This window comes from Ligilactobacillus ceti DSM 22408, assembly GCF_000423245.1.
Taxonomy (GTDB): domain Bacteria; phylum Bacillota; class Bacilli; order Lactobacillales; family Lactobacillaceae; genus Ligilactobacillus; species Ligilactobacillus ceti.
This window is the reverse complement of sequence record NZ_KE383993.1, coordinates 100,255-126,650: the sequence shown is the minus strand read 5'-3', so window position 1 is coordinate 126,650 and position 26,396 is coordinate 100,255. Positions and strand designations below refer to the sequence as shown.

Genomic DNA, 26,396 nt, shown 5'->3' with positions numbered 1-26,396 from the left:
ATTTGAGCGTTGTTTTTTAATTTTCGATAATTGCTTGCGTTGATAACATCGCATATTTATTCAAAACAATTAATACCACAACGTATAAAATCATAAAGAATAATAATTGCCCTGTTGATCCCATCACAGCAAGATAAATAGAAAACCAGAAGAATAACTGGCTTAAAACTACCCATTTTCGCCGTGCTTTAGCAATTTTTTGTAATTTTTCTGTTTCAACTTCAGTTAAATCTTGTGGTTGTTTAAATTGTACTTTTGATTTTAGACGCGCAATCGTAAAACTTAATCTTAAATTATATATTACTAATACGGCTAAAACTACAATCATAACCACACTTGTGATTGACACTTTAAAAGCCTCCTCTTTTTAGCGGCCGATAATAACGTCACAAGGAGCAGCACGAATGACATAATCAGTTACTGAACCGACGAACATCCGTTCAACAGCATTCAAGCCTGTTGGTCCCATAACAATTAAATCTGTTCCATATTCTTTTGTTAAATCATGTGCAATAATTGTCCGTGGTGATCCAAAACGAGCATGCATTTTTACATCTTCTAAGCCCATTTCGTGGATTTTTTCTAATAATGAGTCTAAATAGTTATCAACATCTTCATAAGCTTGGTAAACAACTTCACCATTGGCATCCATCATGCCGGCAAAACTTACAGAAAATTGTTTTAAATCAATAACTGTGACAACATCTAAGTGTGCTTTATTTCTTTTAGCAATTTCGACACCTTTAACTAAAGCTTTTTCAGCTCCATCAGATCCGTCAACTGGTACTAAAATATTTTTGTACTGTTGTTGCATATAAACCCTCTCCTTATTAGCCCCTTAATTTCTATCAATTATATCATTTATTCTAAAAATTGTCTTAGTTCGCGCGCCTAATTAATGCTTCCGGCGTGGTTTCAAACTAACAACTGTTCCATAGCCATGCAAAACCATATAACGTGGTGCTGGTCCTGTTTGGACAATAGATGGTACAAAGCGCACCATAATCAAACCATCGCCATCTTTCGCAACTGCTCGTTCAATTAATTTTGTTTTCACAGCTGTATATAAGTCATCATATTGATCAACTTGATCGACTTCTTCTGGCAAAAGAGCTCGTTTGACTGTTGCATTAACAATGCCTTGAATGGCATATGTTCCATTAATTTCTCCTGTTGTTAAAAACATCCAACCACATCTTTTCTATTCTTAATTCACTTCTAATTTTACAATTAATTTCATTTTGGTGCAATTACTTAACGATATTCTTAAAGTAAAAACACAAAACACGTTACTCAAAAAAGAGTAACGTGTTTTAATTAATTTTTCAATTCAAGCAAAGCCTAAATTATTTGATCAATTCGTAAATTGATTCAGCATAGATGGCTGCTGAACGGAATAAATCAGATAATGGCATATATTCATTAGCTTGGTGCATTGTGTTTTCTGTTTCTGGGAATAAAGCACCAAAAGCAACACCACGTTCTAATAAACGACCGTATGTTCCCCCACCAACAACTTTACCAGTTTCATTTGAACCAGTTTGTTTGTTATAAACACCTAATAATGTTTTTACAATTGGATCTTCTGGAGATACATAGTGTGGTTCTTGAGCATGTCCATCAAGTGTAAGAGTTACATCCATTGGAGCAACTAATTTTTCAAGACCTGCTAAGATTTCTTGTACATCGATTCCTTTTGGATAACGGAAGTTCAATGTAATAGAACCTTCTTCACCAGCAACAAATTTGAAGATACCAGGGTTCACTGTTAAGTCACCCATGATTTCATCTGTAAATTCTAAACCTAAACCTTTAGCACGAGAATCACCGTGTAAGTTTTCAGAAGCAACTTTAATAAAGTTAGCTGCTGCTCCACCAAAGTTAAATTGGTTTAAGAATGTTGCTAAATATGTTCCGGCATTTTCACCAAGACGTGGTTCTTGAGCATGGGCAGCTTTACCAATCACACTTAAGAATAATTGACCATCACGTTCAACGATTTCACCTGTAATTGGGTTAGCAGCTACAAATTCTGCAAAAGCTGGTTCAACATCTGCTAATGCAAGACCTTCAACAACTGCTTCAGCATCACGAGGTACCATGTTTGTACGTAAACCAGATTCAAAGCTAATTAATTTAGCTGCATCACCGTTTGTACCAGCATATTTCAATTCAATACTTGCAATCCCTTTTTCACCATTAATAATTGGGAAAAATGCATCTGGAGAAAATGCGAAATCTGGTTTAGGCATTTTTTCCATATAGTGAGTCATACCACGCCAGCTACTTTCTTCATCTGTACCGATGATGAAACGAACTTTTTTAGATACTGGTAAGCCTAATTCTTTGATAATTTTCAAACCATAGTAAGCTGCAATCCCAGGACCTTTATCATCAGATGATCCACGAGCATAAATACGATCGTTAATAATCACTGGTTCAAATGGATCTGTATCCCAACCTTTACCAGCTGGCATAACGTCAACGTGAGCTAACACACCTAATGTTTCATCACCTTCACCGAATTCGATATGTCCTGCAAGACCATCTAATTCTAAAGTTTCAAAACCATCACGTTCTGCGATTTCTAAGAATTTATCTAAAGCAATCTTTGGACCTGGTCCTAAAGGTGCTTCTGCTGTTGCGATGCTTTCATCACGAACACTTTCAATTTTTAACATTGTGAATAAGTCGGCAAGTAAATCTTCCTTGCGTTTTTCGACTTCTAATTTCCAATCGATTGACATAATAAAAATACCTCCTCAGATATTTACATATTAAAATACATAATGTATTTTACCACAATTGTAAACATCACGATAGTTAGCGACTTAAATCAAACTAATTTTATAAAAACTTAAATTTTTTTCGGGAATTATTTTAACCCGGAAAACTTTTTTGTTATAATTCATTTAATCAGTTTATAATTTATTTTTAATTTTAAGGAGGTCTGTCCATGAACAAAACAACTCACCCCCCACACACAAATAAACAAGCTAGTGCTGTAGCCTTAATTCCTTTTTTAGTTTTTATTGGCGTTTATTTAGGAAGTGGAATTATTTTAGATTTAAAAGGTGTCAAAATGGCCTTTTATCAATTTCCAGCACCTTTAGCATCCGTTATCGGAATTGTAACTGCATTTATTATTTTACGTGGTTCTTTTAACGAAAAAATCGCAACCTTTATTAAAGGGTGTGGTGATTCTAATATTATTATGATGTGTATTATTTATTTAATGGCTGGCGGCTTTTCTTCTGTTTCCAAAGCAATGGGAGGAATTGATGCTACTGTTAATCTTGGCCTTACCTTTATTCCAGCTAAATATATTGCAGTCGGAATTTTTATCATTACAGCTTTTATTTCCTTAGCGACTGGTAGTTCTGTTGGGAGTATTGTAGCGGTCGGTCCCATCGCTATCCCAGCTGCACAAATGTCTGGCAGTAATCTCGCTTTAGTGATGGGGTGCGTTTTATGTGGGGCTATGTTTGGTGACAACCTTTCTATTATTTCCGATACAACAATTGCCGCAACTAGAACACAAGGTGTCGCTATGAAAGATAAATTTCGGATTAACTTTTGGATTACACTTATTCCAGCTCTGTTAACTATTATTTTATTATTGTTTTTTGGAAAACCAGAATCCGTTATCCCTCTTCAAACCCATAATTTCCAAATCATCAAAGTCTTACCTTATTTATTTGTTTTAATTACAGCCATTGCAGGCTTAAATGTTTTCGCTGTCCTTTTAGGTGGAACAGTCTTAGCTGGTTTGATTGGAATTTTTTATGGTGATTTAACATTTATGTCAATGATGACAGCATCTTATGACGGTTTTAAAGGCATGACCGATATTTTCTTATTATCCTTATTAACTGGTGGTTTAGCCGAAATGGTTAAACATGCTGGCGGGATTAATTTCTTATTAAATCAAATTCAAAAAATTATTCGTGGGAAAAAATCAGCCCAACTAGGTATTGGTTTACTCGCTTCATTAACAGATATTGCAGTCGCCAATAACACAGTTGCTATTATTATTGACGGTGAAGTGTCTAAAGAAATTTGCCAAGAATATCACGTTGATCCGCGTAAAAGTGCTGCCTTACTCGATATTTTTTCTTGTATCTTTCAAGGGTTAATTCCTTATGGTGCTCAAATGTTAATTTTAACTGGATTCGCTAAAGGTCAAGTCTCTCCCTTTCATGTGTTACCATATACTTGGTACATTTATTTATTAGCAATTTTTGGTGTTTTAGCCATTTTTATTCCCTATGCGGATCGCAAATTGAACAAAGATCCTTGGAATTTCCAAACAAACACACCACAAAGTCAAAGCCAAGACCCACTTACTTACGAAGAATCATAAGAAAAAGGTGATTTTGATGATTTTAACAACCCAATGTTTAACAAATGTAATTAAAAAGCGACCTACTAATTCACATAAAGGAACTTTCGGACGCGTCTTATTAATTGGTGGATCTTTACAATATGGAGGTGCCATCCTCTTAGCTACTAAGGCTGCAGTTCGGGCGGGAGCTGGATTAGTCACTTGTGCCACTGATTTAATCAATCGCACAGCACTAAACACTACCCTCCCAGAAGCCATGTTTATTAACTATTTAGATTTTTCAGCTTTAAAACAACAACTCTCACAAGCTGATGTCGTAGTAATTGGTCCTGGTCTTGGGTTATCAGCTGAAGCATTCAATATTTTCAAAATAACGTGTCAACAAATCAACTCCCAAGCTACTTTAGTGATTGATGGTTCAGCTTTAACATTTGTAGCGCAAGCACCATCTTGTTTACAAACATGCGCCACTCAAAAAATCATCCTAACACCCCATCTCAAAGAATGGGAAAGAATAACTAATTTATCTTTAAATCAACAATCCATTATAAATAATCAAAAAGCACAACAAAAGCTCTCAGCTACCGTGGTTTTAAAAGGTGCCACAACGACAATTTACTATTTAGATGGACATACTGCCACGATCAATATTGGTGGTCCATATATGGCTACTGGTGGTACTGGAGATACTTTAACAGGAATTATCGCAGCGTTCTTAGCTCAATTCAAAGAACCGAACCCTAAAGAAGTCTTAGCCGCTGCCGTTTTCTTGCATAGTTATATTCCTCAACAACTCTCACAACATAATTATGTTGTTTTACCAAGTGAGATTAGCAACCATTTACCAAATATAATGCAAAAATTTAGTTCATAATTAAAAATCCGGTCATCTCAGTAAGAGACGGCCGGATTTTATTAATTTTTTTGTAACTCTTGTAATTCTGCACTAGTTAATGGACGATATTTTCCTAAAGCTAAATCTTTTGGCAAACGTAAACTTCCCATTGTAAGCCGCTGTAAAGTTTCAACTTTCATCCCCACTGCACCAAACATTCTTTTAATTTGATGATATTTTCCCTCATGAATAGTAACTTCAATTTGGGATTTATTGCCAGCTTGATCATGCTTTAAAATAACTAACTGGGCAGGTTTTAATTCGGATCCATCTTTTAAAGTCATTCCTGCCGCAAATTTATCAACTTCAGCTTCAGTTACAAAACCAGCAATTTCAGCACGATATGTTTTAGCAACATGCTTTTTCGGTGATAACAACTGATGAGCTAACTCTCCATCATTGGAAATTAATAACAAGCCCGTTGTATCCTTATCTAAGCGACCAACAGGAAATAAATCATCACGATAATCAGCCGGACTGAACAAATCAAGAACTGTCTTTTGCACCGCATCATTTGTCGCTGATAAAACACCTTGTGGTTTGTTTAAAATATAATAATACATTGTTTGATATTGCATCATTTCACCATCAACAACAACTTGTGCAGTTGTTTCATCGATTTGCAGTTTACCATTCTTCACAATTTCTTGATTAACAGTAATTCTTTTTTGTTTAATCATTTTTTTGATTTCCGAACGAGTTCCAATTTTTAAATCAGCTAAATATTTATCGAGTCGCATCCTACACCTCACCTTGTTTTTTCGCAAGTCCATGATATATCAATAATAACACGCCTAACCACAAAGCTGTAAAAAGCAACGCTAAACTAGTACTAAAATCAAGTAATAATAATAACAAGACTCCACTAAAGAAAATAATCGTTAATATATTAGCCACTGGATAAAAAGGCATCGGAAATCCAACATTTACTTTCGGATGAGCTTGTTTATATTTCAAATGACAAACTACCAGAATAATCCACACTAAAATAAAGCTAACTGTGGATACTCCGGAAATAATTTCAAAAATTTGATGTGGTAAAACATAATTTAAAATAACAATCACAAATAAAATTAATGATGAAAAAACTAATGACGCAACTGGAATACTACGATTATTAACTTCACCAAAGCGTTTTGCTGCATGTTTGTTCCGTGATAAAACAAACAAAGTCCGACTTGTACTGAAAATAGCGCTGTTGCAAGCTGATAAAGCAGCTGTTAATACTACAAAATTGATTACACCAGCAGCAATTTTAATTCCTAAAGAACTAAAGACTTGTACAAACGGACTAGTCGACACAGCTATTTCATTCCAAGGATGAATACACATCAAAACAAACATTGATCCAATATAAAATAAACCGATTCGTAACGGTAAAGTATTAATCGCTTTGGGTAAATCCTTTTTCGGATTAGCTGTTTCACCTGATGTTAATCCCACCATTTCAATACCGGTAAAAGCAAATAAAACCATAGGCATCGCTAAAACAAAACCTTTCATCCCTTTAGGGAAAAAGCCACCGTTTTTCACCAAGTTATGCAAGCTAACAACTTCACCACCAATTTTAGCGGAAGTTAATAACAAAATAATCCCCGTAACAATTAAAGCTACAATTGCTAAAATTTTGATACTAGAAAACCATGTTTCCAATTCACCAAAGGCTCCAACACTTAATAAATTAAATAATAATAAGACAATAATAATCACTAAAGCCGTTAACCATTGGGGAATTTGTGGAAACCAATACTTAATATAAATCCCACTCGCTGTTAAATCAGCCATCGCTAAACTTTCCCAGCATAGCCAATACGTCCACCCTACGAGAAATTCCCATTTTTCACCTAAATATTCACTAACAAATTCGATAAATGAACTTTTATTTAAATCAGATAAAATTAACTCTCCGATAGCACGCATCATAAAAAAACAAAAAATCCCTGCTAATAAATAAGCTAAAATAATTGCTGGACCAGATTTTTGGATAGCCATCCCTGATCCTAAAAAGAGCCCTGTTCCAATCGCACCACCAATAGCAATCATTTGCACATGACGATTCGTTAACTCTCTTGATAACCCTTTTTGCATTTGAACTCACTACCTACCTTTTTCCTTTGTTGTTACGCAAGTTTTTAATAGTTTTTATTGTAATAATTTTTCCTTCTGAAAGCAACAAAAAGAAAAAGATATGGCCAAAAAGGCCATATCTTTCACATCTATTTTAGTTTGCAACGATATTAACAATTTTTCCTGGAATTGCAATCACTTTACGGATTGTTTTACCAGCAATTTCTTCTTGAATTTTAGTGTCTGCTAAAGCTGCTTTTTCTAAATCTTCTTTTGTGATATCTTTTGCAACTGTTAAACGTTGACGAATCTTACCGTTAACTTGGACAACGATTTCTACGTTATCTTCAACTAACTTACTTTCATCAAATGTTGGCCATTTTGCATAAGCAATGCTTTCTGTATGACCAAGTTTTTGCCATAATTCTTCTGCCATGTGTGGCATAATTGGGGCAATTAATTGAACGAAGCCTGCCATATATTCTACTGGTAAAGCATCTGCTTTATGTGCAGCGTTCACAAAGACCATTAATTGAGAAATACCTGTATTGAAGTGTAATTTTTCATAATCTTCAGTAACTTTTTTAACTGTTTGATGGTAAACCTTATCTAATTTACCGTCATTAATTGTTGTTACTCGATCACGTAATTTACCTTCATCATCAATCATTAAGTTCCAAATCCGATGGATAAATTTATTAGCACCATTCAAGCCATCTTCACTCCAAGCGATTGAAGCATCCAATGGACCCATAAACATTTCATACATTCTTAATGTATCAGCACCAAATTTTTCAACAATATCATCTGGGTTAACAACATTACCTTTAGATTTAGACATTTTTTCATGATTATCCCCAAGAATCATACCTTGGTTAACTAATTTTTGGAAAGGTTCTTTAGTTGGAACTACGCCTAAATCGTATAAGAATTTATGCCAGAAACGAGCATACAACAAGTGCAAGACCGCATGTTCAGCCCCACCAACATAGATATCAACTGGTAACCATTGTTTTAATTTTTCTGGATCAGCAAACATTGCTGAATTTTCTGGATCAATATAACGGATAAAGTACCATGAACTACCTGCCCATTGTGGCATTGTATTTGTTTCACGTTTACCTTTACGGCCATTTTCATCCACAACATTTACCCAATCAGTTAAGTTAGCTAATGGGCTTTCACCTGTTCCGGATGGTGCAATATTATTTGTAACTGGTAAGCGTAATGGTAATTCTTCTTCAGGAACGAGTGTTGTTTCACCATCTTCCCAATGAATAACAGGAATTGGTTCACCCCAATAACGTTGACGAGAGAACAACCAATCACGTAAACGATAATTAACTTTCTTATCACCAACATGATTTTCTTGTAACCAAGTGATCATTTTTTCAATTGCTTCTTCTTTACCTAAACCATTTAAGAAATCAGAGTTAATATGTTCGCCATCACCTGTGTATGCTTCTTTTTCAATATCGCCACCTGCAATAACTGGGACGATTGGTAAAGCAAATTTCTTAGCGAATTCATAATCACGTTCATCATGTGCTGGAACAACCATAATAGCACCTGTTCCATAACTTGCAAGTACATAATCAGCTACCCAAATAGCTACTTCTTCACCATTAACAGGATTGATAACATAACTACCAGTGAAGACACCTGTTTTATTCTTAGCTAAATCTGTTCTTTCTAAATCAGATTTATGAGAAACTTCATCCACATATTTTTCCACAACGTCTTTGTGATCAGCTGTTGTTAATTTAGCAACTAATTCATGTTCTGGCGCTAAAACAATACATGATGCCCCAAAAATTGTATCTGGACGTGTTGTAAAGACTTCGATTTGATCTTGATCTTCGTTAGCAACAGTAAAGTTAACTTTCGCACCAACAGAACGACCAATCCAATTTCTTTGTTGTTCTTTAATAGCTTCTGGCCAGTCTAAATCATCTAAATCATCGATTAAACGATCAGCATAAGCTGTAATTTTTAAAACCCATTGACGCATTGGTTTTCTCACAACTGGGAAACCACCACGTTCTGTTTTACCATCGATTACTTCTTCGTTAGCCACAACTGTTCCTAATTCTTGACACCAGTTAACCGGAATTTCAGCTTCATAAGCTAAACCTTTTTTATAAAGTTGTTCAAAAATCCATTGTGTCCATTTGTAATAATCAGGATCTGTTGTATTAATTTCACGTTTCCAATCATATGAAAGACCTAAAGCCTTGATTTGACGACGGAAATTATCAATATTTTTCTTAGTAAACTCATGTGGTGTATTACCTGTGTTTAAAGCATATTGTTCAGCAGGTAAACCAAATGCATCCCAACCCATTGGGTGAAGCACGTTATAACCTTGAGCACGTTTCATCCGGGATAAGATATCTGTTGCTGTATAACCTTCTGGGTGTCCCACGTGAAGACCTTGACCAGATGGATAAGGGAACATATCTAATGCATAAAAGTTATCTTTATTTGGATCTTCTGTTGTTTTGAATGTTTCGTTAACATCCCAATATTTTTGCCATTTTTGTTCTATTTCTTGATGATTGTATCCCATATATAACTTCCTTTCTTAAATAAAAAAAGTCCTATATAAAGCCCACTACAGACTTTATATAGGACGAATAGTTAACGTAATTATCGCGGTACCACCTATATTTTAATAGAATTTAATCTATTAACACTCTTTTCATAACGGGAAATACCGTTCCTACCTACTATGAGTTCAATAGGAAAACACTAAGGCGAGTTCAAAATTTCTTTATTGTATGTTCGCACCAACCACATACTCGCTGAAATAAATCAATTCCTACTATTCCTTATTAATGTTGTTATTTATTTTATTTCTTTAATTTTAGCAAATCAACTTTTAAAATACAAGACTAGCTTTAATTCAAGCGGAGTTTTTGACCAACATAAATTGAATCAGATGTTAAATGATTCAATGTCTTCAATTGATTAACTGTCATACCATTAGCTTGGGCGATTTTCCACAAACTATCACCTGACACAACATTATATGTCCGTTTAGCATAGCTAGTTGAGCGAGCTGAACGTTTATTAACAGAAACATATTTCCCAGGAATCTTCAACGTTTGGCCTGGATAAATAAAATTGTTTGGTAAGTTATTATAGCTCTTCAAACTTGAGATAGTAATCCCGTATTTATTTGCAATTAACCATAAACTATCGCCAGCTTTAACTTGATAAGTTGCACTAGTTGAACGTGATGTCGATCGACTAGAACTAGTATTTGTATGACTAGTTGAACGAGAAGCAGTTGAACCTTTCACTTTCAAGACTTGGCCTGGATAGATAAAATCAGAACTCAAATTATTTAATGACTTCAATTCTGACATACTCATATGATGATCATGCGCAATCTTCCAAATACTATCACCTGATTTAACTGTATATCCACCCGTTGAACGACTTGGTTGACTTGGACGGCTAGGACGACTTGGACGTGCTGGTGTCACCGAATGCGAACTAGTTGAACCCTTCACTTTCAAGATTTGGCCTGGATAGATAAAATCAGAACTCAAATTATTTAATGACTTCAATTCTGACATACTCATATGATGATCATGCGCAATCTTCCAAATACTATCACCTGATTTAACTGTATACCCTCCCGTTGTCGGACGACTTGGACGTACTGGTTTAGTTGTTGATCCTTTAACTTTTAAGACTTGGCCTGGATAGATAAAGTTTGAAGTTAAATTATTCAATGACTTCAATTCTGACATACTCATATGATGATCATTTGCAATTTTCCAAATACTATCACCTGATTTAACTGTATATCCACCAGTTGTCGGACGACTTGGACGCGCTGGTTTAGGCGTTGGTTTAGGTTGTGGTTTTGGAATTGGTTTCGCCTGTGTTTCCACAATTTTAAGAACTTGACCTGGATAAATAAAATTTGATGTTAAATTATTTAACTGTTTCAATTCATTAATGCTCATCTTATGATTATTAGCAATTAACCATAAACTATCACCTGATTTAACTGTATATGTGCCATTAGCTGAAATTTGATGACTTGGTTTAGCTGGTGTGACAGGTTTATTTGGTGTTTGTGGTGTAGCATAACTTAATTTCAAAACTTGACCCGGATAAATAAAGTTAGCTTTAATATTATTCCAAGCAATCAAGTTATTAACTGAGACACCTGTTCTTTGCGAAATAGCCCACAAAGAATCACCCGCTTTGACTGTATATGTGCCACCACTTGTCGTATGACTAGAACTATGGTCCGGCGTTGTTGGTTGGGCTGGTGTTACAGCTGAACCGCCTAAATCAAAACGTGTTAAGTTGTAATTTTTAATTACATTTAATAATGAAGGTGCATAATTTGGTGCTGTAGCATAACAACCATATTTACCATGACGTAAATTATAGGCTGCAGTTTGCACACTACCCGCATTAGCACGCGTTGAATTATAAAAATTATGTGTAATTAAGTTAGCATAAGCTGTTAAAGCTTCAGAATAACTATTATAACGTTGGAATTTGGCGTTTACTGTATGATATTTACCACCATAATATTCTTGTGTTGGTAAAATAATATACTGACCTGTACCACGCCATTTAACCCCAAACAAATTATGTGCACTTGTAGCTAAATAACTTTGACCCCAAGCACTTTCTAATCCAGCTTGAGCAATCATTAATGATGCATAAATACCATAACGATCAGCAATTGCTTTTGCTTCAGCACCAATCGTATTAATAAATCTAGTTGGCGCAGATACAGCAGCGTATGATGCATACCGTGAAATTCTGGCTGGTGGTGCTGGTGCCATAACTTTTGGTGTTGCTGCTTTTTGTTGTTCTGTGACAACAGTTGGTGTTGGATTTTCAGTTGTTTGTTCTTTTTTATCTTTTTGATCTTCGTTTTCTTGATTTAAAACATTGGCATCAGCTGCTTTTGCATTCCCTTTTAAACTACTTAAAGTTGCTGTCCCTACTAATAAAGATGTTCCAATATATGTAGTTGCTTTTTTCAATGATTTTATTTTCTTTGTTAAAAGCGCTTCTTTTTGCGCTTGAATTCGTTCTTTTCTCGACTTCATCGTTCGGACCCCCTTGCTACGCATACCTATACATATTTAATATTAACCCATCTAATTTAAAAATGCATTCGATTTAGCTTGATTTCTTAAAGAAATTTTAAATTATCTTGTGGAAAACTAAAAAAAGACCTAACTTTTTAGTTTCATAAACTAAAAAGCTAAGTCTCAAAATATTATTTTCTTCTATTTTAAAAGTTCTTTTAATTGATCAACTTTATCTGTCTTTTCCCATGGTAAATCTAAATCAGGACGACCAAAGTGACCATAAGCTGCTGTTTGACGATAAATTGGACGACGTAAGTTAAGCATTTCGATAATACCTGCTGGACGTAAATCAAAAACTTTCCGGACAGCAGCAATGATTGCTTCATCACTAACTTGACTTGTTCCAAATGTATTAACAGCAATCGACACAGGTTGTGCTACACCAATAGCATAAGCAAGTTGTACTTCAACTTCACTAGCAATTCCAGCCGCCACAATATTTTTAGCGATATAACGTGCTGCATAACTAGCAGAACGGTCAACTTTTGTAGCATCTTTCCCTGAGAAAGCACCACCACCATGACGTGCATAGCCGCCATAAGTATCAACAATAATCTTACGACCTGTTAAACCAGCATCACCTTGAGGTCCACCAATTACAAAGCGACCTGTTGGATTAACAAAATATTTTGTTTCATCATCTAAAAGTTCAGCTGGCATAACAGCAGCTACAACTTTTTCTAACATATCTTTGCGAATTGTATCTAAAGTCACATCTTCTGTATGTTGTGTTGAAATAACGATTGTATCAATTCGTAATGGTTTTTTATGATCATCATATTCAACAGTAACTTGTGCTTTAGCATCAGGGCCTAAATAAGCTAATTCTTTACTCTTGCGAAGTTCAGCAATTTTACGTGTTAATTTATGACTTAAGGCGATTGGTAATGGCATTAATTCTGGTGTTTCATCAACAGCATAACCAAACATTAACCCTTGATCTCCGGCACCGATTTCATCTAATGGATCACGATCATCAGCTTTCTTTTCTAATGATTCATCCACACCTTGTGCAATATCAGCAGATTGTTCATCAATCGCAACTAAAACAGCACAATTGTCGCCATCAAAACCAAATTTTCCGTTATTATATCCAATTTCTTTAATTGTTTGACGTACAACTTTTTGAATGTCGACATAAGCATTCGTTGTAATTTCACCAACAACTAAAACTAAACCAGTTGTAACTGTTGTTTCTGCAGCTACGCGGGCGTTTGGATCTTTAGCTAAAATCGCATCTAAAATCGCATCACTAATTTGGTCAGCAATTTTATCTGGATGTCCTTCAGAAACGGATTCTGATGTAAATAAATGTCTTTCTTTCATGGTATAAATTTCCCCCAATTGTTCATATTATTTTGGTTACAAGGCATTTTCACCTGATGTGAATCCTATCGGGAATAAGTGTTTTGTAACTTCTAAAGTGTAGCATATTCCAACTACTCTTTTAAAGGTCATTTCTGCTATTTTTATATTAAATTAAAAAAAGAAGTTAGCTATAAAAACTAACTTCTTTTGGAATTAAATTTTATTTATCTAATTGAGGTGCTTCGTTTAATTCTGCACTAATCATCCAAATTTTCTTTTCGATATCTGTTTTGAAACCGATGAAAATATCTTGTGTGCAGTAATCTTTTTCTTCATCACTAACTTCAATACCTTTAGCGAAAACTTCATCTAAATAACGATAGTTAGCTAATAATGTTCTAAAGTGATCTTGATTTGATTTACTGTAATCACCTTTTTCATCAGAAATACCTGTATTTTCAATCATTTCACCTAATGTGGAGAATGGTGAACCACCAAGTGTGATTAAACGTTCAGAAATAACATCTAATTCATCGTTAATTTCGTCCATAAAATCGTCCATTAAAGGATGTAATTTTAAGAAATTAGCACCACGCATATACCAGTGTGTTTGATGAATTACCATTGACATTTGGCTAAGATCAGCGACTAATTGGTTTAAAACTGTTTTTGTTTTTTCATATTTCATTAAAAAAACCTCCTATAAACTTTATAAACCAATTGTACACAATGTAATTACGAAAGTAAAGTCTTTTTACTTGTTTAAAGTAAATTTAACTTTTTATTAATTACTATTATTTCGTACTTGTAACTGCAATATAACGAAGTTTTTTACCTTTAGTATTGAAAAACTTAAACATCTTTTTAAACATAGGTCGATTTTCTTTTTTGATACCATTTCGTAAAATCCGCAACGTATTAGGCACACCTTCATCTTGTACCATCCCTTTTGGTGACATTAAAGTCATTTGTCCAGAAATACTATCAACTTGTTTGAACCCGGTCTGTTTAAACAAATCTTTCCAATCATCAATATATAAAGGTGTGACATTAACATTAATTGCTTGACGCAAAGCTGCTAACTCACTAACAACACTCCGATCTAAATAAGAAACATCATGCGTTAATAATTTCCCACCTGGTTTTAAAACACGATAATATTCTTGCACAGCTTTTGCTTTAGCATTTTCAGGCAGCATTGTTAACATCGCTTCATTAATAACAATATCAAAACTATTATCTGGAAACGGTAATTTTAAAGCATTAGCACGCTGAACATGAATCAAATCTTCTAAATGAGCTTTTTTAATATTGACTTGTGCTTTTTCTAACGCTTTACGGTTCAAATCGATCCCTGTAATTTGAACTTGATACTTCTTCGCTAATTCAATCGAAGTCGTCCCCATATTGCAAGCTACTTCTAAAACTTGCATTCCTGGGTGAAACTCACCTTGTTCCATCAACCAATTAGTCGCCGCTACTCCTCCTGGACGTAATCTTCTCTTACCTAATCGTGCTAAAAAATCGTGACCTGCTTCTGCCATCGAATTAAATCCCCCTATTTCCCTAAAAAAATAAGTCCAATTCCCCTAGAATAAGACTTAAAATTTGATTTATTTTTTTATTGGAACCCATTTAATTTCTGCTAAGCAGCTTGTTTCATTATCTTGGGTTATTTGGTGATAACTTGTCAACAACTCTGGTTGATATGTCATTTCACTGTGAACTATTTTACCATAGTTAATTTCTTTTTTATATTGAATATTTAAACTAACAATCTCATGTTCATTTAAAAAATCATAACTTAAACTATCAAAAATCCAATCTAAATAGCGAACGTTATTAACATGCTGATTAATATCAATATCTAAATAACGTACTCGATATGTTTTATCAGATTGATAAGTTGTTTGTTTCAGTGGTGTTGGTAGACGTCGCCTTTTTTTAACATAAGTAGCACCAAAAGGTTCAATCTCACTTGCTTCAATACTGATTAATTTGCGTGTTGTTTGATCAATCATCACTAAAACAGTTTGTAAGTGGGCAATTTCAACTGCTTGTTCATCATAAATATAAAAATCACGATAACCAACAAAACGATTATAATGGTCAGCTTGTGTTGTCAAAGTCAATAATTCACCATTTTTAGGAATTCTTTTCACATCAAGATGATGTTGCATCACAACCCAACCACGATTTCTTTGCGCTAAATCTTCTAATGATAACCCTAATTGCGTACTTTGATTATCAGCTACGACCATTAAAAGATCGAATAAATTACTTATTTTCAAGCGACCTTTTAAATCTGTTTCATAATATAACACACGATGCTTTTCACGATAAACTTGACTTGTCATAATTTACTTCCTAACTAAATATTTATTGTTCAATTTTATGAAATTCATTATAAACAACTTGGCGTTTGACGTTATTATTTTTCGCAACTTGTTTAATCGCTGCATTTGGTTTGAGATTTTCTTGTTCCATCAATAAATTAACTTGTTCCACAAAACTTAATTCTAAAGCTGGTGAAGTCTCAGCTAATTCTTCAGGGTGCGGATTTCCTTGCACAATCATAACAAACTCACCACGAATTTCACTTGTTTCAGCCCATGCTAAAACTTCAGCTACTGTTCCGCGAATATATTCTTCATATCGTTTAGTTAATTCACGACAAAGTGTAATTTGGCGTTCAGAACCAAAGACTGATTCCATATTTTTTAATGTTTTTTTCAAACGATGTGGAGCTTCATAAAAGAGCATAGTTGCTGTTTGACGATTTAATTTCGTTAACTCAGCTTGTTGTTCTTTGTTTTTACGAGCTAAAAAACCATAAAATAAAAATGGTTGTGGACAAATCCCAGAAGCAATTAAACCTGTTAAAGCCGCATTCGCGCCTGGCAAAGCAACAACTGGAATATCCGCTTCAATACATGCCACAACTAATTCATGTCCTGGATCACTAATGGACGGCATCCCTGCATCACTGACTTGAGCAATTTTTGCTCCGGCTTGCATTTTAGCAATTAATTGCGGAATCCGTTCTTGAGTATTATGTTCATGAAAACTAATTTGTGGTGTTTTAATTTCAAAATAATTTAAAAGACGTTGTGTATTACGTGTATCTTCAGCAGCAATTAAATCAGCTTCTTTTAATGTTTCCAAAGCTCGATATGTAATATCGCCAAGATTACCAATTGGTGTTGGTACTAAAGATAAACATCCTTTATTTTCTTGTCCTTTAAAACTACTTAGCGCTTTTAGCGTCATTATCTTCTCTCCCCATAAATTACATCTTGGCAAAAGACGCAAGGTTCATCATTAATGCGGCGTGAGCCATACATATTATCAACGTTGCAAACATGGAAACCTTCTTCGTATAATTTTTCCAAGTTTTGCCGTGATTTGGATAAACCAGTTTCATTGGAAGTTTTCTTTTTATCTTCTAATTCATGTAATCTTTCTCGTAAATGTTGATTTTCGATTTCTAATTCTGCATTTTTTTCAATAACTCGCGTCATCTCATATTTAATTAATTCAATTTGTTCTAATAAAACTTGTGTCTGTTGACCCATTTCATTAAAACTATCATATAATTCTCTTTTATCCACTTTTTTCACCCGCTCTTCATCAGCTATGATAACATTCAGACAACTTCAAAGTTAAATGTTCTAAAATATTTTGTAAAGTTATATTCATCTTTAATTGCTTTGGTGTCGTTAAAACTAACTCGACCCCATTCACAATTTGTTCTGGTTTTAAATGCAAACTCGCATCTTCTAACTTATCTAAATATTTTACAAAAGCAACTTCTTCATATCGTTGGTACTTTACTAACATCATATCACGCGCCAGCAAAGATATTAATTCTAAAATTAATTCTTGGTCTTGTCGATCATTCACATAAGGCATAATACTAACTTGAACATCAACAAAACTACGCTCTTTGTTACGCAATATATTATAAAACCATTGCCATAAAGTTTCCACTAATTCTGAAAAACCTTCTTTTGAACCAAGTTCTTGAGCTGCTTGTTCACTATCAGTTAATTGACTTAACAATTGAACTTGATTTTTAGTAAAGTTCCCTGTTGCTGTTAGTTTCGCTTTAAGTTGCTCTTTTGTCAATGCCGGAACTTCTACTAACTGACAACGCGAAACAATTGTTGGTAAAATTTGATTCAAATGACTTGTTAACAAGAATGCTGTTACTTCACCACTTGGTTCTTCTAAAAATTTCAACAAACTATTTGCTGCGTTAACGGTCATTTTTTCAGCATCTTCAATAATAAAGATTTTCCGCTTACTTTCCACACCACTTTTACTAAACTCAGCTTTTAAATAACGAATTTGATCGACTTTAATCGATAATCCTTGTGGAGCAATCATGACGACATCAGGATGTTGTTCGTTTTGAATTCGTTGACATTCGCTACAAACTAAACAAGGTTGGCCTTGGTGGTTTTCTTGGCAAAAAATTCCTTGAGCAATCCACATTGCTAATTCACGTTTACCAATTCCTTTAGCACCTGTTAATAAGTATGCATGGACTAATTGTTTATTCGCAATTAAACGTGCAAAATGATTGCTAATCTCTGCTTGTAAGGCCGTTTGTTGTTCCCTCATTCGTCTGCTCCTTTCTTTTATAAAATCGACTTAGCTTTTAAAATTGCTACGACATCTGCTACCACGTCTGCAAATGGTTGACTAGCATCAACAACCACAATCCTTGCTTGTTCTTGATCAGCTAGTTGCACATAAGCATCATGGACTTTTTGATAAAAATGTAATGATTCTTCATCTAACCGATTCACTTCATCTTGGCGATGACCTTTAATCCGAGCCAAACCGACTTCTGGTTCTAAATCAAAATAAATAGTTAAATCCGGTTGTAATCCATCTGTTGCAAATAAATTCATTTCATAAACTTCTTGCATACCAAGATCACGACCAGCACCTTGATAAGCTAGAGAACTATCAACAAACCGATCACATAAAACAACTTGATTAGCTGCTAAAGCTGGTAAAATCGTTTCTACTAAATGTTGACGTCGTGCTGCTGCATATAACAAGGCTTCAGTGCGTGCGTCCATCGCCTGATTACTTTTATCCAAAATCACATTTCGGATTTCTTCAGATATTTTATTGCCACCTGGTTCACGCGTCAAAATAAAATCTGTGTTATTTTGGCTTTGCATTAATTTTACAATTTCTTGTAAAACACTTGTCTTGCCGGAACCATCAGAACCTTCAAAGGTTATAAATTTACCAACCACATTAAAAACTCCTACCTACTATTTTTATCAGTCTTTTTTCCTAAAAAAGGCTATGCGTTTTTCCACACATAGCCTTTTATTTTAGCGACTAATTATTGAAGACTGCATGCGTCCTCTTAATTTTCTTTTTTTTGCTTCTAAATATAAAAAATGATATTTAGCTTTTGCTAACTGGGTTTCTGCAATTAACTCATCATCAATTTCATAAACGTTCATTTCCGTTTTTTTCGCATTATCCCATTGTACCTTAGCTTGATCAATATCTTTTAAAAGCTGTTCATCATATTTTTTACGTAATTTATGCTTCTTTTTATTAAAAAACATTGATTTCACCTGCTAATTAGATTTCTTGACGACCTTCAATCGCTCTAAATAAAGTCATTTCATCAGCGTATTCAATATCACTACCGACTGCTAATCCATGAGCTAAACGAGTTACTTTAATTTTAGCTGGTTTAATTAAACGAGCCAAATACATTGCTGTCGCTTCACCTTCGGGAGTCGCATTAGTTGCTAAAATAACTTCTTGAATCTTTTCGTTTGTTTGTAATCTTTTCAAAAGACTGGCAATGTTAATTTCTTCTGGTGTTGTTCCTTCTGTGGGAGACAAAACACCATGTAAGACATGATATAAACCATGAAATTCTTGCATCTTTTCTAAAGACATAACATCTTTAGGTTGTTCCACAACAATTAATTTACTTTGATCACGAGTTTGATCTAAACAAATATTACATGGTTCACTTTCCGTAATATTGCCACAAACTTGGCAGTAATGTAAATCACGTTTCGCTGTAACAAGAGCTTTTGCAAAATCTGTAACAGCTTCATCATCCATATCAATCGTAAAAAAAGCTAAGCGAGTTGCATTTTTATTACCAATACCTGGTAATTTCATATAATTTTCGATTAATTTCGCAATTGGATCTGGGTATTGCATACGAGCTAACTTCCTTTACTTAAGTTTAGAATCCAGGGATGTTTCGAGCATATTTACCCATTGTTTTTTCTGTTTCAGCTTCAACTTTTACTAAAGCATCATTAACTGCTGCAATCACAAAATCTTGTAACATATCAACATCTTCAGGATCCACTACATCTGGAGAAATTTCGATATCTTGTAATTTCTTATCACCTGTCATTTTAGCAATAACTAAATCATTAGGCGCTTGACCTGTAAAGACTGTTTCATTTAAAGCAGCTTGATCCTTTTGCATATTTTTTTGCATTTTTTGCATTTGTTTCATCATACCTTGCATATTCATTCCACGCATTTTATATTTCCTTCTTTCTAATTAATTAATCTGTAATTACTTCAACTACATCTTCACCGAATAATTTTGTAGCTTCACTTACTATTTTAGCAGTTACTTTTTCATTTGGCTCAGTTTTTTGCTTGTTTTCAAGATTTTTTTCTGATGGTGCTTTTTCTGCTTGACCATTCGCTAAATAATTAGCACGTATTCCTTGCCATTGCTCTTGCGGAATAAAGGCCAAATCAAATGTTTTACCTAACAGACGGTCTAAATGATTATTCAACATATCTTGTAATTCTTGATCATTAGCCGCTTTTTGACATAAAAAGTCATACTCAAAACCAATGACAGCACCTGTTGAGCTAGCTGCTAATGGTCGACTCACACGCATAATTGCTCGTTGTGTCACAGTCAGCATACTCATTAATTCGTCCCAAACTTGTCTTAATTGTAATAAGTCTTGTTTAGTTGCTTGGGCTAATACACCTTCAACTTGTTTCAAATTAACTTTAAACTCTTTTTGTTGTTTATTCTTAACTGGTTTGACTTGTTTTGGCGCAGCAGAAGTTCCGGCTGGTTGTTTTTGTTTAGTTAACTGCTCAATTTTATTTTGCAATATTTGCATTTGTTTTTGCATTTGAGCAACTTGTTGTTGAGCAATTTGATCAACGGCCGGTACAGCTTGCGATGCGTCTGTTTGAGATGACATTTGCGTTAATTTGACCGTGACAACTTCTAAATAAATCGAAGCATGTGAAGTATATCGCATACTTTCTTGTTGTTGATTCAAAATATTCAAAATTTGATAAATTTTTTCTGCTGGCATTTCTTGCGCTAATTCTTTAAATTCATCATCAATGCTACCTAAAGCATTTTCTTCAATAATTTGTGGTGCTTGTTGATATAACAAAATATCCCGACAATAAGCAATCACATCTTCTAAAAAGCGTTTCGGATCTTTCCCACTTTGTAAAATCTCTTGCACACTCAACAACGCATTGGGGGTATCACCATCTAAAACATAACGTAAATATTTAGCTAAATCACCACGCGTAATACTACCAGTCACTAACAATGCATTTTCTAAAGTCACATTTGTTTCCCCAAAAGAAATTGCTTGATCTAAAATACTTAAAGCATCCCGCATTCCACCTTCAGCAGCTTGAGCGATGACTTTTAAGGCTGTTTCATCATAGGCAACATCTTTTTGCGTTAAGATATACGCTAATCTTTCATAAATAACTTGCGGTGTAATTCGTTTAAAATCAAACCGTTGTGTCCGTGAAATAATAGTTGGTAAAATCTTATGTGGTTCTGTAGTAGCTAAAATAAAGACTACATTACTTGGTGGTTCTTCTAATGTCTTCAAGAAAGCGTTCAAAGCCCCTGTGGATAACATATGAACTTCATCGATAATATAAACTTTATATTTAGCTTGTGTTGGTGCATATTTAACTTTGTCGCGAATTTCCCGAATTTCATCGACACCATTATTCGAAGCAGCATCGATTTCAATCACATCATTCAAACGTCCTTTAGTAATTAATTGACAAATTTCACATTCATTACATGGTTCACCATCTTTTTGGTGCGGACAATTGATTGCTTTAGCGAAAATTTTCGCAGCTGATGTTTTACCGGTTCCTCGTGGGCCTGTAAATAAATAGGCATGACTTGTTTGATGCGTCATCAAAGCATTTTTTAAAGTCTTTGTTATTAATTCTTGACCAACAAGATCACTGAAACGTTGCGGACGCCAAACACGATATAATGCTTGATAACTCATCTTGTCACTTTCCCTTCTTAGTTCCAAATTATTTTTAAATAACTAATCTTTTTCAAAAAAAAGCTCCCGATCAATTTCGTGCGATCGAGAGTTTATAATTTTATTAACTTAAGGCACATGCTATACCAAACTTAGTGCTGCTTCCTTCCGGATCTGACACGGTTCGTAAGGATAACATTGCCTCAAGACCTTACGGTAATTATAATAATACCTTAATTCTCTCAAAATTTCCAGTCTTATTTTTTATTTTTCTTTCTTTTCCGGCGAATATTTCTAAAAAAATCTTGCATAATTTGGCGACAATCATCTTTTAAAATTCCACTTTCAACAGCAGCTTGATGATTAAAACGTTCATCAGTTAATAAGTTCATCAAACTCCCAACTGTTCCAGCTTTGGGATCAGGTGCTCCATAATAAACTTCACTAATCCGTGAATTAATAATTGCTCCACTACACATTGGACATGGTTCAATCGTCACGAAAAGTTGAGCATCTACTAAACGCCAACTCGCAACTTTATTATTTGCTTCTTGGATTGCTAACATTTCAGCATGCATCGTAGCATCTTGACTATGTTCACGTAAATTATGCCCCCGACCAATAATCTCACCATCTAAAACAATGACACATCCAATCGGAACTTCACCAATGACTTGCGCACGTTTGGCTTCATATAAAGCTTCTCGCATATAAGCTTCTTTTTGCGCTTGTGTTAAAGCCACTTTATCCACTCCTTAATCTTCTTTGATACTTTCTAAAATAAAATAACCTTTATCGCGTTTGATGACTTCACAATTTCCAAAAACTTCGGTCATTTTCTTTTGGGCAGATGCAGCCCCTTGTTTCTTTTGTAATACCGCAACTAATCGACCACCTTGATTTAAATGATCATAGGCTTCTGCTAAAATCGTATGCACAACTTGTTTTCCTGCCCGAATTGGCGGATTTGTCACAATTAAATCAAAATCTGTCTCAGAGACATTATCATAACAACTTGATTCATAAATTGTTACATTTTCAATTCCATTATTAGCTGCATTTTTAGCACATAATTCCATCGCTAATTCATTAACATCAACTAATGTCAATTGTGCATTAGGATTGTTTTTGGCTAAAGCTAAACCGATTGGGCCATATCCACAACCTACATCCAAAATTTTTCCGCTAATTTGATCATCTTGCAATGCGTCTAATAAAACACGTGAACCATAATCAACAGTATTTTTTGAAAAAACACCATTATCAGTCACAAAACGAAATTCATGACCTAATAAATTAAATTCCCAATTTTTTTCTTCATGTTGCACATCAGGATTCTTTGTATAATAATAATTCGTCATTCCTTAACCTACTTTCTCATCTTTCCATCATAGCGAGAAAAGATGATTAAATCAACTTTTTGTATTATGAAGCTTAACCACCACTTAAAACAACATGTAGTGTACACCTTAAAACTTAAACACTATATGTAGTATTTTTTAACTTTTATTGAGTTCTTGTTTATTATATAATTATTGCGTAAATTTCGCAAAGGTAGGTCTTAACAATGAATCTTGATTTATATACAAAAAACAACTGTATCCAATGTACTATGACCAAAAAATTCTTAAATGAAAATAATATCCCTTTTAAAGAACATAATTTATCTGATCAACCAGAATTAATTACTTATTTAAAAGATAAAGGTCTCCAAAGTGTTCCAGTATTAGAAAATAATTTTGAACCAATTATTAATGGTTTTCGTCCAGATTTACTCAGAAAGTTGTTAACATTATGAAAATCGTCTACTTTAGCGTCACCGGACAAACAAGACGCTTTATCAAAAAACTAACAACAACTAACGTCCATGAAATTGATGCGGTTGATCCCGATTATCAAGTGGGGGAACCTTTTATTTTAGTCGTTCCAACTTATGAGGCAGCGATCACTGCACCCGTCAATGATTTTCTCGAATACGCTAATAATTTACAATATTTCAAAGGTGTTGTGGGAACTGGTAATCGTAATTTTGCTGAATTATTTATCTTTACTGCTAAAGATATTGCACGCGATTATCAAGTTCCTTTACTTTACGCTTTTGAATTTAGTGGTACTGACCAAGATGTTTTAAACTTTCAGAAAGTGGTGAATGATATTGAGTCTGCTTGATTTAGATTTAACTAAAGTCACATATTATGATTTAAATAATAAATTAAACCAACCTTTAAATGATCAAATTCAACTCGAAAAAGATCAAGCTGCTTTGACAGCTTTTTTAAAAGAAAATGTGGAACCAAATACTATGAAATTCAATTCCTTGAAAGAACGTTTTGATTATTTAATTCAAAACGATTATTTAGAAGCTGAATTTCTTAATAAATATTCGTTTGCTTTCATTGAAAAACTCGCTCAAAAATTAAATGACCAAAATTTCCAATTCAAAACATTTATGGCTGCTTATAAATTTTATGCACAATATGCTTTAAAAACTAATGATCAAGCCTACTACTTAGAAACATTTTTAGATCGAGTGTTAGTAAATGCATTATATTTTGCTGATGGTAATGAACAATTAGCAACAGACATTGCCTTAGAATTAGTTAATCAACGTTATCAACCAGCTACACCTAGTTTCTTAAATGCCGGTCGTAAACGCCGTGGTGAATTAGTATCTTGTTTCTTAATTCAATTAACTGATGATATGAATTCCATTGGCCGTGGTATTAATTCTGCCTTACAACTCTCACGCATTGGTGGTGGCGTTGGTATTACCCTCAGCAACTTACGTGGTGCGGGCGCTCCCATTAAAGATGTTAAAGGTGCTTCTTCTGGTGTTTTACCAGTTATGAAGTTATTGGAAGATAGTTTTTCTTATTCTAATCAACTTGGCCAACGTCAAGGTGCTGGTGTCGTTTATTTAAATGTTTTCCATCCGGATATTATTGAATTTTTATCAGCTAAAAAAGAAAATGCTGATGAAAAAATTCGTGTTAAAACACTTTCTTTAGGTGTTTTAATTCCGGATAAATTTTATGAATTAGCTAAAGCCAATGCTGATATGTATTTATTTGATCCTTGGTCCTTAGAAAAAAAATACGGCAAACCATTTTCTTATATTGATATTACTGCCGAATACGATAACTTAGTTAATGATCCAACTATTCTCAAGAAAAAAATTAAAGCACGTGATTTAGAAGAAGAAATCTCAAAATTACAACAAGAATCAGGTTATCCTTATGTAATAAATATCGATACTGCCAACAAAGCTAATCCTATTGATGGCAAAATCATTATGAGTAATCTTTGTTCAGAAATATTACAAGTGCAAAAACCATCACTTGTAAATAACCAACAAGAATATGAAGTCTTAGGAACTGATATTAGTTGTAACTTAGGATCCACTAATATCGTAAATCTGATGCAATCACCTGACTTTGGTAAATCAATCGAAACTATGACGCGAGCTTTAACTTTTGTAACAGATCATTCTGATATTGATGTTGTTCCATCTATTCAAAACGGCAACCGCCAAGCTCATACAATTGGTTTAGGTGCAATGGGGCTGCATGCTTTCTTAGCTAAAAATCAAATTGCATACGGTTCTACGGAAGCTTTAGATTTCACAAATATTTACTTTATGTTATTAAATTATTGGACCTTAGTTGCTTCCAATAAAATTGCTAAAGAACGCCAAACAACTTTTGTTAATTTCGCTAAAAGTAAATATGCCGATGGATCTTATTTTGAAAAATATCTGACAAATGAATTTCAACCACAAACGAAAAAAGTTCAAGATTTATTTCAAAATATTTTTATTCCATCACAAACTGATTGGCAAAATCTCAAACTAGCCATTCAAAAAGATGGTCTCTATCATCAAAATCGTCTAGCTGTCGCTCCAAACGGTTCAATTTCTTATATTAATGATACGACTGCCAGTTTGCACCCTATTATTAATCGCATTGAAGAACGCCAAGAACAAAAAATCGGTAAAATTTATTATCCGGCACCTTATTTATCAAATGAAACCATTCCTTACTATCAATCAGCCTATGATATGGATATGCGCAAAATCATTGATACTTATGCTGTGGCACAACAACATATCGATCAAGGTATGAGTTTAACTTTATTTATGCGCTCGACTTTACCAGCTGGTTTATATGAATGGAAAAATGGTCGCACTAATAAAATGACCACACGTGATTTATCTATTTTAAGAAATTATGCCCATCAAAAAGGTATTAAATCAGTCTACTATGTGCGGACATTTACTGATGATGATGGTGAAATTGGCGTTAACGAATGTGCTAGTTGCACAATTTAAACTCCAATCAGCTGTATAAGAA

27 protein-coding genes, 1 other RNA gene, 1 riboswitch and 1 other annotated feature are annotated in these 26,396 nt (G+C 34.1%); of the genes, 5 read left to right on the top strand and 23 right to left on the bottom strand.

Translation table 11 applies throughout. From position 1 onward, the window contains the following. Positions 1 to 16: 16 nt before the first annotated feature. The 4 genes from G540_RS0103490 to pepV all read right to left on the bottom strand — a co-directional run bounded on the left by G540_RS0103490 (position 17) and on the right by pepV (position 2,747). Positions 17 to 349, bottom strand: a complete 333-nt coding sequence (locus tag G540_RS0103490; RefSeq protein ID WP_027106905.1) for a hypothetical protein — start codon at positions 347 to 349, stop codon at positions 17 to 19. An 18-nt stretch (positions 350 to 367) separates the two neighbouring features. Further along, positions 368 to 814 (bottom strand): universal stress protein, encoded by a 447-nt coding sequence (locus G540_RS0103485; protein WP_027106904.1) that lies wholly within the window; start codon positions 812 to 814, stop codon positions 368 to 370. 81 nt (positions 815 to 895) lie between these two features. Further along, the gene (locus tag G540_RS0103480) at positions 896 to 1,186 is read right to left on the bottom strand and encodes a hypothetical protein (protein ID WP_027106903.1); all 291 of its coding nucleotides are present in this window, start codon (positions 1,184 to 1,186) and stop codon (positions 896 to 898) included. Between the two features lie 160 nt (positions 1,187 to 1,346). Next, on the bottom strand, positions 1,347 to 2,747 hold the full coding sequence (gene pepV / locus G540_RS0103475) for a dipeptidase PepV (RefSeq protein ID WP_027106902.1): 1,401 nt from the start codon (positions 2,745 to 2,747) through the stop codon (positions 1,347 to 1,349). Positions 2,748 to 2,956: 209 nt separating this feature from the next. On the opposite strand from pepV, the gene G540_RS07015 reads away from it, so the two are divergent. Next, positions 2,957 to 4,363 carry a Na+/H+ antiporter NhaC family protein gene (locus tag G540_RS07015; protein ID WP_051188956.1) on the top strand — a complete coding sequence of 469 codons (1,407 nt, stop codon included), beginning with the start codon at positions 2,957 to 2,959 and terminating at the stop codon, positions 4,361 to 4,363. 16 nt (positions 4,364 to 4,379) lie between these two features. Then, a complete protein-coding gene (locus tag G540_RS0103465) occupies positions 4,380 to 5,219 on the top strand; it encodes an NAD(P)H-hydrate dehydratase (protein WP_027106901.1) in 840 nt (279 codons plus the stop codon). Between the two features lie 41 nt (positions 5,220 to 5,260). On the opposite strand, the gene G540_RS0103460 is transcribed toward G540_RS0103465, so the two are convergent. The 19 genes from G540_RS0103460 to G540_RS0103375 all read right to left on the bottom strand — a co-directional run bounded on the left by G540_RS0103460 (position 5,261) and on the right by G540_RS0103375 (position 23,408). Then, the gene (locus G540_RS0103460) at positions 5,261 to 5,980 is read right to left on the bottom strand and encodes a pseudouridine synthase (RefSeq protein WP_035463595.1); all 720 of its coding nucleotides are present in this window, start codon (positions 5,978 to 5,980) and stop codon (positions 5,261 to 5,263) included. 1 nt (position 5,981) lies between these two features. Continuing rightward, positions 5,982 to 7,328, bottom strand: coding sequence for an amino acid permease (locus tag G540_RS0103455; protein ID WP_027106899.1), 1,347 nt, complete (start codon positions 7,326 to 7,328; stop codon positions 5,982 to 5,984). Positions 7,329 to 7,461: 133 nt separating this feature from the next. Then, positions 7,462 to 9,876 (bottom strand): leucine--tRNA ligase, encoded by a 2,415-nt coding sequence (gene leuS / locus G540_RS0103450; RefSeq protein WP_027106898.1) that lies wholly within the window; start codon positions 9,874 to 9,876, stop codon positions 7,462 to 7,464. Positions 9,877 to 9,932: 56 nt separating this feature from the next. Further along, positions 9,933 to 10,154, bottom strand: a binding site (T-box leader). A 53-nt stretch (positions 10,155 to 10,207) separates the two neighbouring features. Further along, complete coding sequence (locus G540_RS0103445; RefSeq protein WP_027106897.1) at positions 10,208 to 12,397, bottom strand: LysM peptidoglycan-binding domain-containing protein; 2,190 nt, start codon at positions 12,395 to 12,397, stop codon at positions 10,208 to 10,210. A gap of 183 nt (positions 12,398 to 12,580) precedes the next feature. Then, a complete protein-coding gene (gene metK / locus G540_RS0103440; RefSeq protein ID WP_027106896.1) occupies positions 12,581 to 13,768 on the bottom strand; it encodes a methionine adenosyltransferase in 1,188 nt (395 codons plus the stop codon). Then, a riboswitch (SMK box riboswitch) is annotated at positions 13,766 to 13,862 on the bottom strand. Its footprint overlaps the gene before it by 3 nt. Before the next feature lie 108 nt (positions 13,863 to 13,970). Beyond that, entirely contained in the window at positions 13,971 to 14,438 is a 468-nt protein-coding gene (locus tag G540_RS0103435; RefSeq protein WP_027106895.1) for a Dps family protein, read from the bottom strand. A gap of 106 nt (positions 14,439 to 14,544) precedes the next feature. After that, positions 14,545 to 15,294 carry a class I SAM-dependent methyltransferase gene (locus G540_RS0103430; protein ID WP_035463594.1) on the bottom strand — a complete coding sequence of 250 codons (750 nt, stop codon included), beginning with the start codon at positions 15,292 to 15,294 and terminating at the stop codon, positions 14,545 to 14,547. A 69-nt stretch (positions 15,295 to 15,363) separates the two neighbouring features. Then, positions 15,364 to 16,107, bottom strand: coding sequence for an acyl-[acyl-carrier-protein] thioesterase (locus tag G540_RS0103425; RefSeq protein ID WP_027106893.1), 744 nt, complete (start codon positions 16,105 to 16,107; stop codon positions 15,364 to 15,366). Between the two features lie 22 nt (positions 16,108 to 16,129). Beyond that, positions 16,130 to 17,020, bottom strand: coding sequence for a 16S rRNA (cytidine(1402)-2'-O)-methyltransferase (rsmI, locus tag G540_RS0103420; RefSeq protein WP_027106892.1), 891 nt, complete (start codon positions 17,018 to 17,020; stop codon positions 16,130 to 16,132). Further along, positions 17,020 to 17,361 (bottom strand): DNA replication initiation control protein YabA, encoded by a 342-nt coding sequence (locus tag G540_RS0103415; protein WP_027106891.1) that lies wholly within the window; start codon positions 17,359 to 17,361, stop codon positions 17,020 to 17,022. The genes rsmI and G540_RS0103415 overlap by 1 nt, the downstream gene beginning before the upstream one ends. Before the next feature lie 19 nt (positions 17,362 to 17,380). Further along, positions 17,381 to 18,376 carry a DNA polymerase III subunit delta' gene (holB, locus tag G540_RS0103410; protein WP_027106890.1) on the bottom strand — a complete coding sequence of 332 codons (996 nt, stop codon included), beginning with the start codon at positions 18,374 to 18,376 and terminating at the stop codon, positions 17,381 to 17,383. 17 nt (positions 18,377 to 18,393) lie between these two features. Then, on the bottom strand, positions 18,394 to 19,026 hold the full coding sequence (tmk, locus tag G540_RS0103405; RefSeq protein WP_027106889.1) for a dTMP kinase: 633 nt from the start codon (positions 19,024 to 19,026) through the stop codon (positions 18,394 to 18,396). Between the two features lie 81 nt (positions 19,027 to 19,107). Further along, the gene (locus tag G540_RS0103400) at positions 19,108 to 19,350 is read right to left on the bottom strand and encodes a YaaL family protein (RefSeq protein WP_035463593.1); all 243 of its coding nucleotides are present in this window, start codon (positions 19,348 to 19,350) and stop codon (positions 19,108 to 19,110) included. Positions 19,351 to 19,366: 16 nt separating this feature from the next. Further along, entirely contained in the window at positions 19,367 to 19,966 is a 600-nt protein-coding gene (gene recR / locus G540_RS0103395; protein WP_027106887.1) for a recombination mediator RecR, read from the bottom strand. 25 nt (positions 19,967 to 19,991) lie between these two features. Next, positions 19,992 to 20,300, bottom strand: a complete 309-nt coding sequence (locus G540_RS0103390) for a YbaB/EbfC family nucleoid-associated protein (RefSeq protein ID WP_027106886.1) — start codon at positions 20,298 to 20,300, stop codon at positions 19,992 to 19,994. Between the two features lie 25 nt (positions 20,301 to 20,325). Continuing rightward, positions 20,326 to 22,068: a DNA polymerase III subunit gamma/tau gene (gene dnaX / locus G540_RS0103385; RefSeq protein ID WP_027106885.1), complete on the bottom strand. Its 1,743-nt coding sequence runs from the start codon at positions 22,066 to 22,068 to the stop codon at positions 20,326 to 20,328. Between the two features lie 102 nt (positions 22,069 to 22,170). Beyond that, an RNA gene (ffs, locus tag G540_RS07335) (signal recognition particle sRNA small type) lies at positions 22,171 to 22,257 on the bottom strand. Positions 22,258 to 22,304: 47 nt separating this feature from the next. Next, positions 22,305 to 22,790, bottom strand: coding sequence for a tRNA adenosine(34) deaminase TadA (gene tadA, locus G540_RS0103380; protein WP_027106884.1), 486 nt, complete (start codon positions 22,788 to 22,790; stop codon positions 22,305 to 22,307). 12 nt (positions 22,791 to 22,802) lie between these two features. Beyond that, positions 22,803 to 23,408: a class I SAM-dependent methyltransferase gene (locus G540_RS0103375; protein WP_027106883.1), complete on the bottom strand. Its 606-nt coding sequence runs from the start codon at positions 23,406 to 23,408 to the stop codon at positions 22,803 to 22,805. A gap of 206 nt (positions 23,409 to 23,614) precedes the next feature. Between G540_RS0103375 and nrdH the strand changes: the two genes are divergently transcribed. From nrdH to nrdE, 3 genes are read left to right on the top strand one after another with little or no spacing between them, the layout of a single operon-like run. Then, a complete protein-coding gene (nrdH, locus tag G540_RS0103370) occupies positions 23,615 to 23,845 on the top strand; it encodes a glutaredoxin-like protein NrdH (protein WP_027106882.1) in 231 nt (76 codons plus the stop codon). Further along, entirely contained in the window at positions 23,842 to 24,216 is a 375-nt protein-coding gene (nrdI, locus tag G540_RS0103365) for a class Ib ribonucleoside-diphosphate reductase assembly flavoprotein NrdI (protein WP_027106881.1), read from the top strand. The genes nrdH and nrdI overlap by 4 nt, the downstream gene beginning before the upstream one ends. Beyond that, complete coding sequence (nrdE, locus tag G540_RS07010; RefSeq protein ID WP_035463592.1) at positions 24,203 to 26,374, top strand: class 1b ribonucleoside-diphosphate reductase subunit alpha; 2,172 nt, start codon at positions 24,203 to 24,205, stop codon at positions 26,372 to 26,374. The genes nrdI and nrdE overlap by 14 nt, the downstream gene beginning before the upstream one ends. The last annotated feature ends 22 nt before the right edge of the window (positions 26,375 to 26,396 follow it).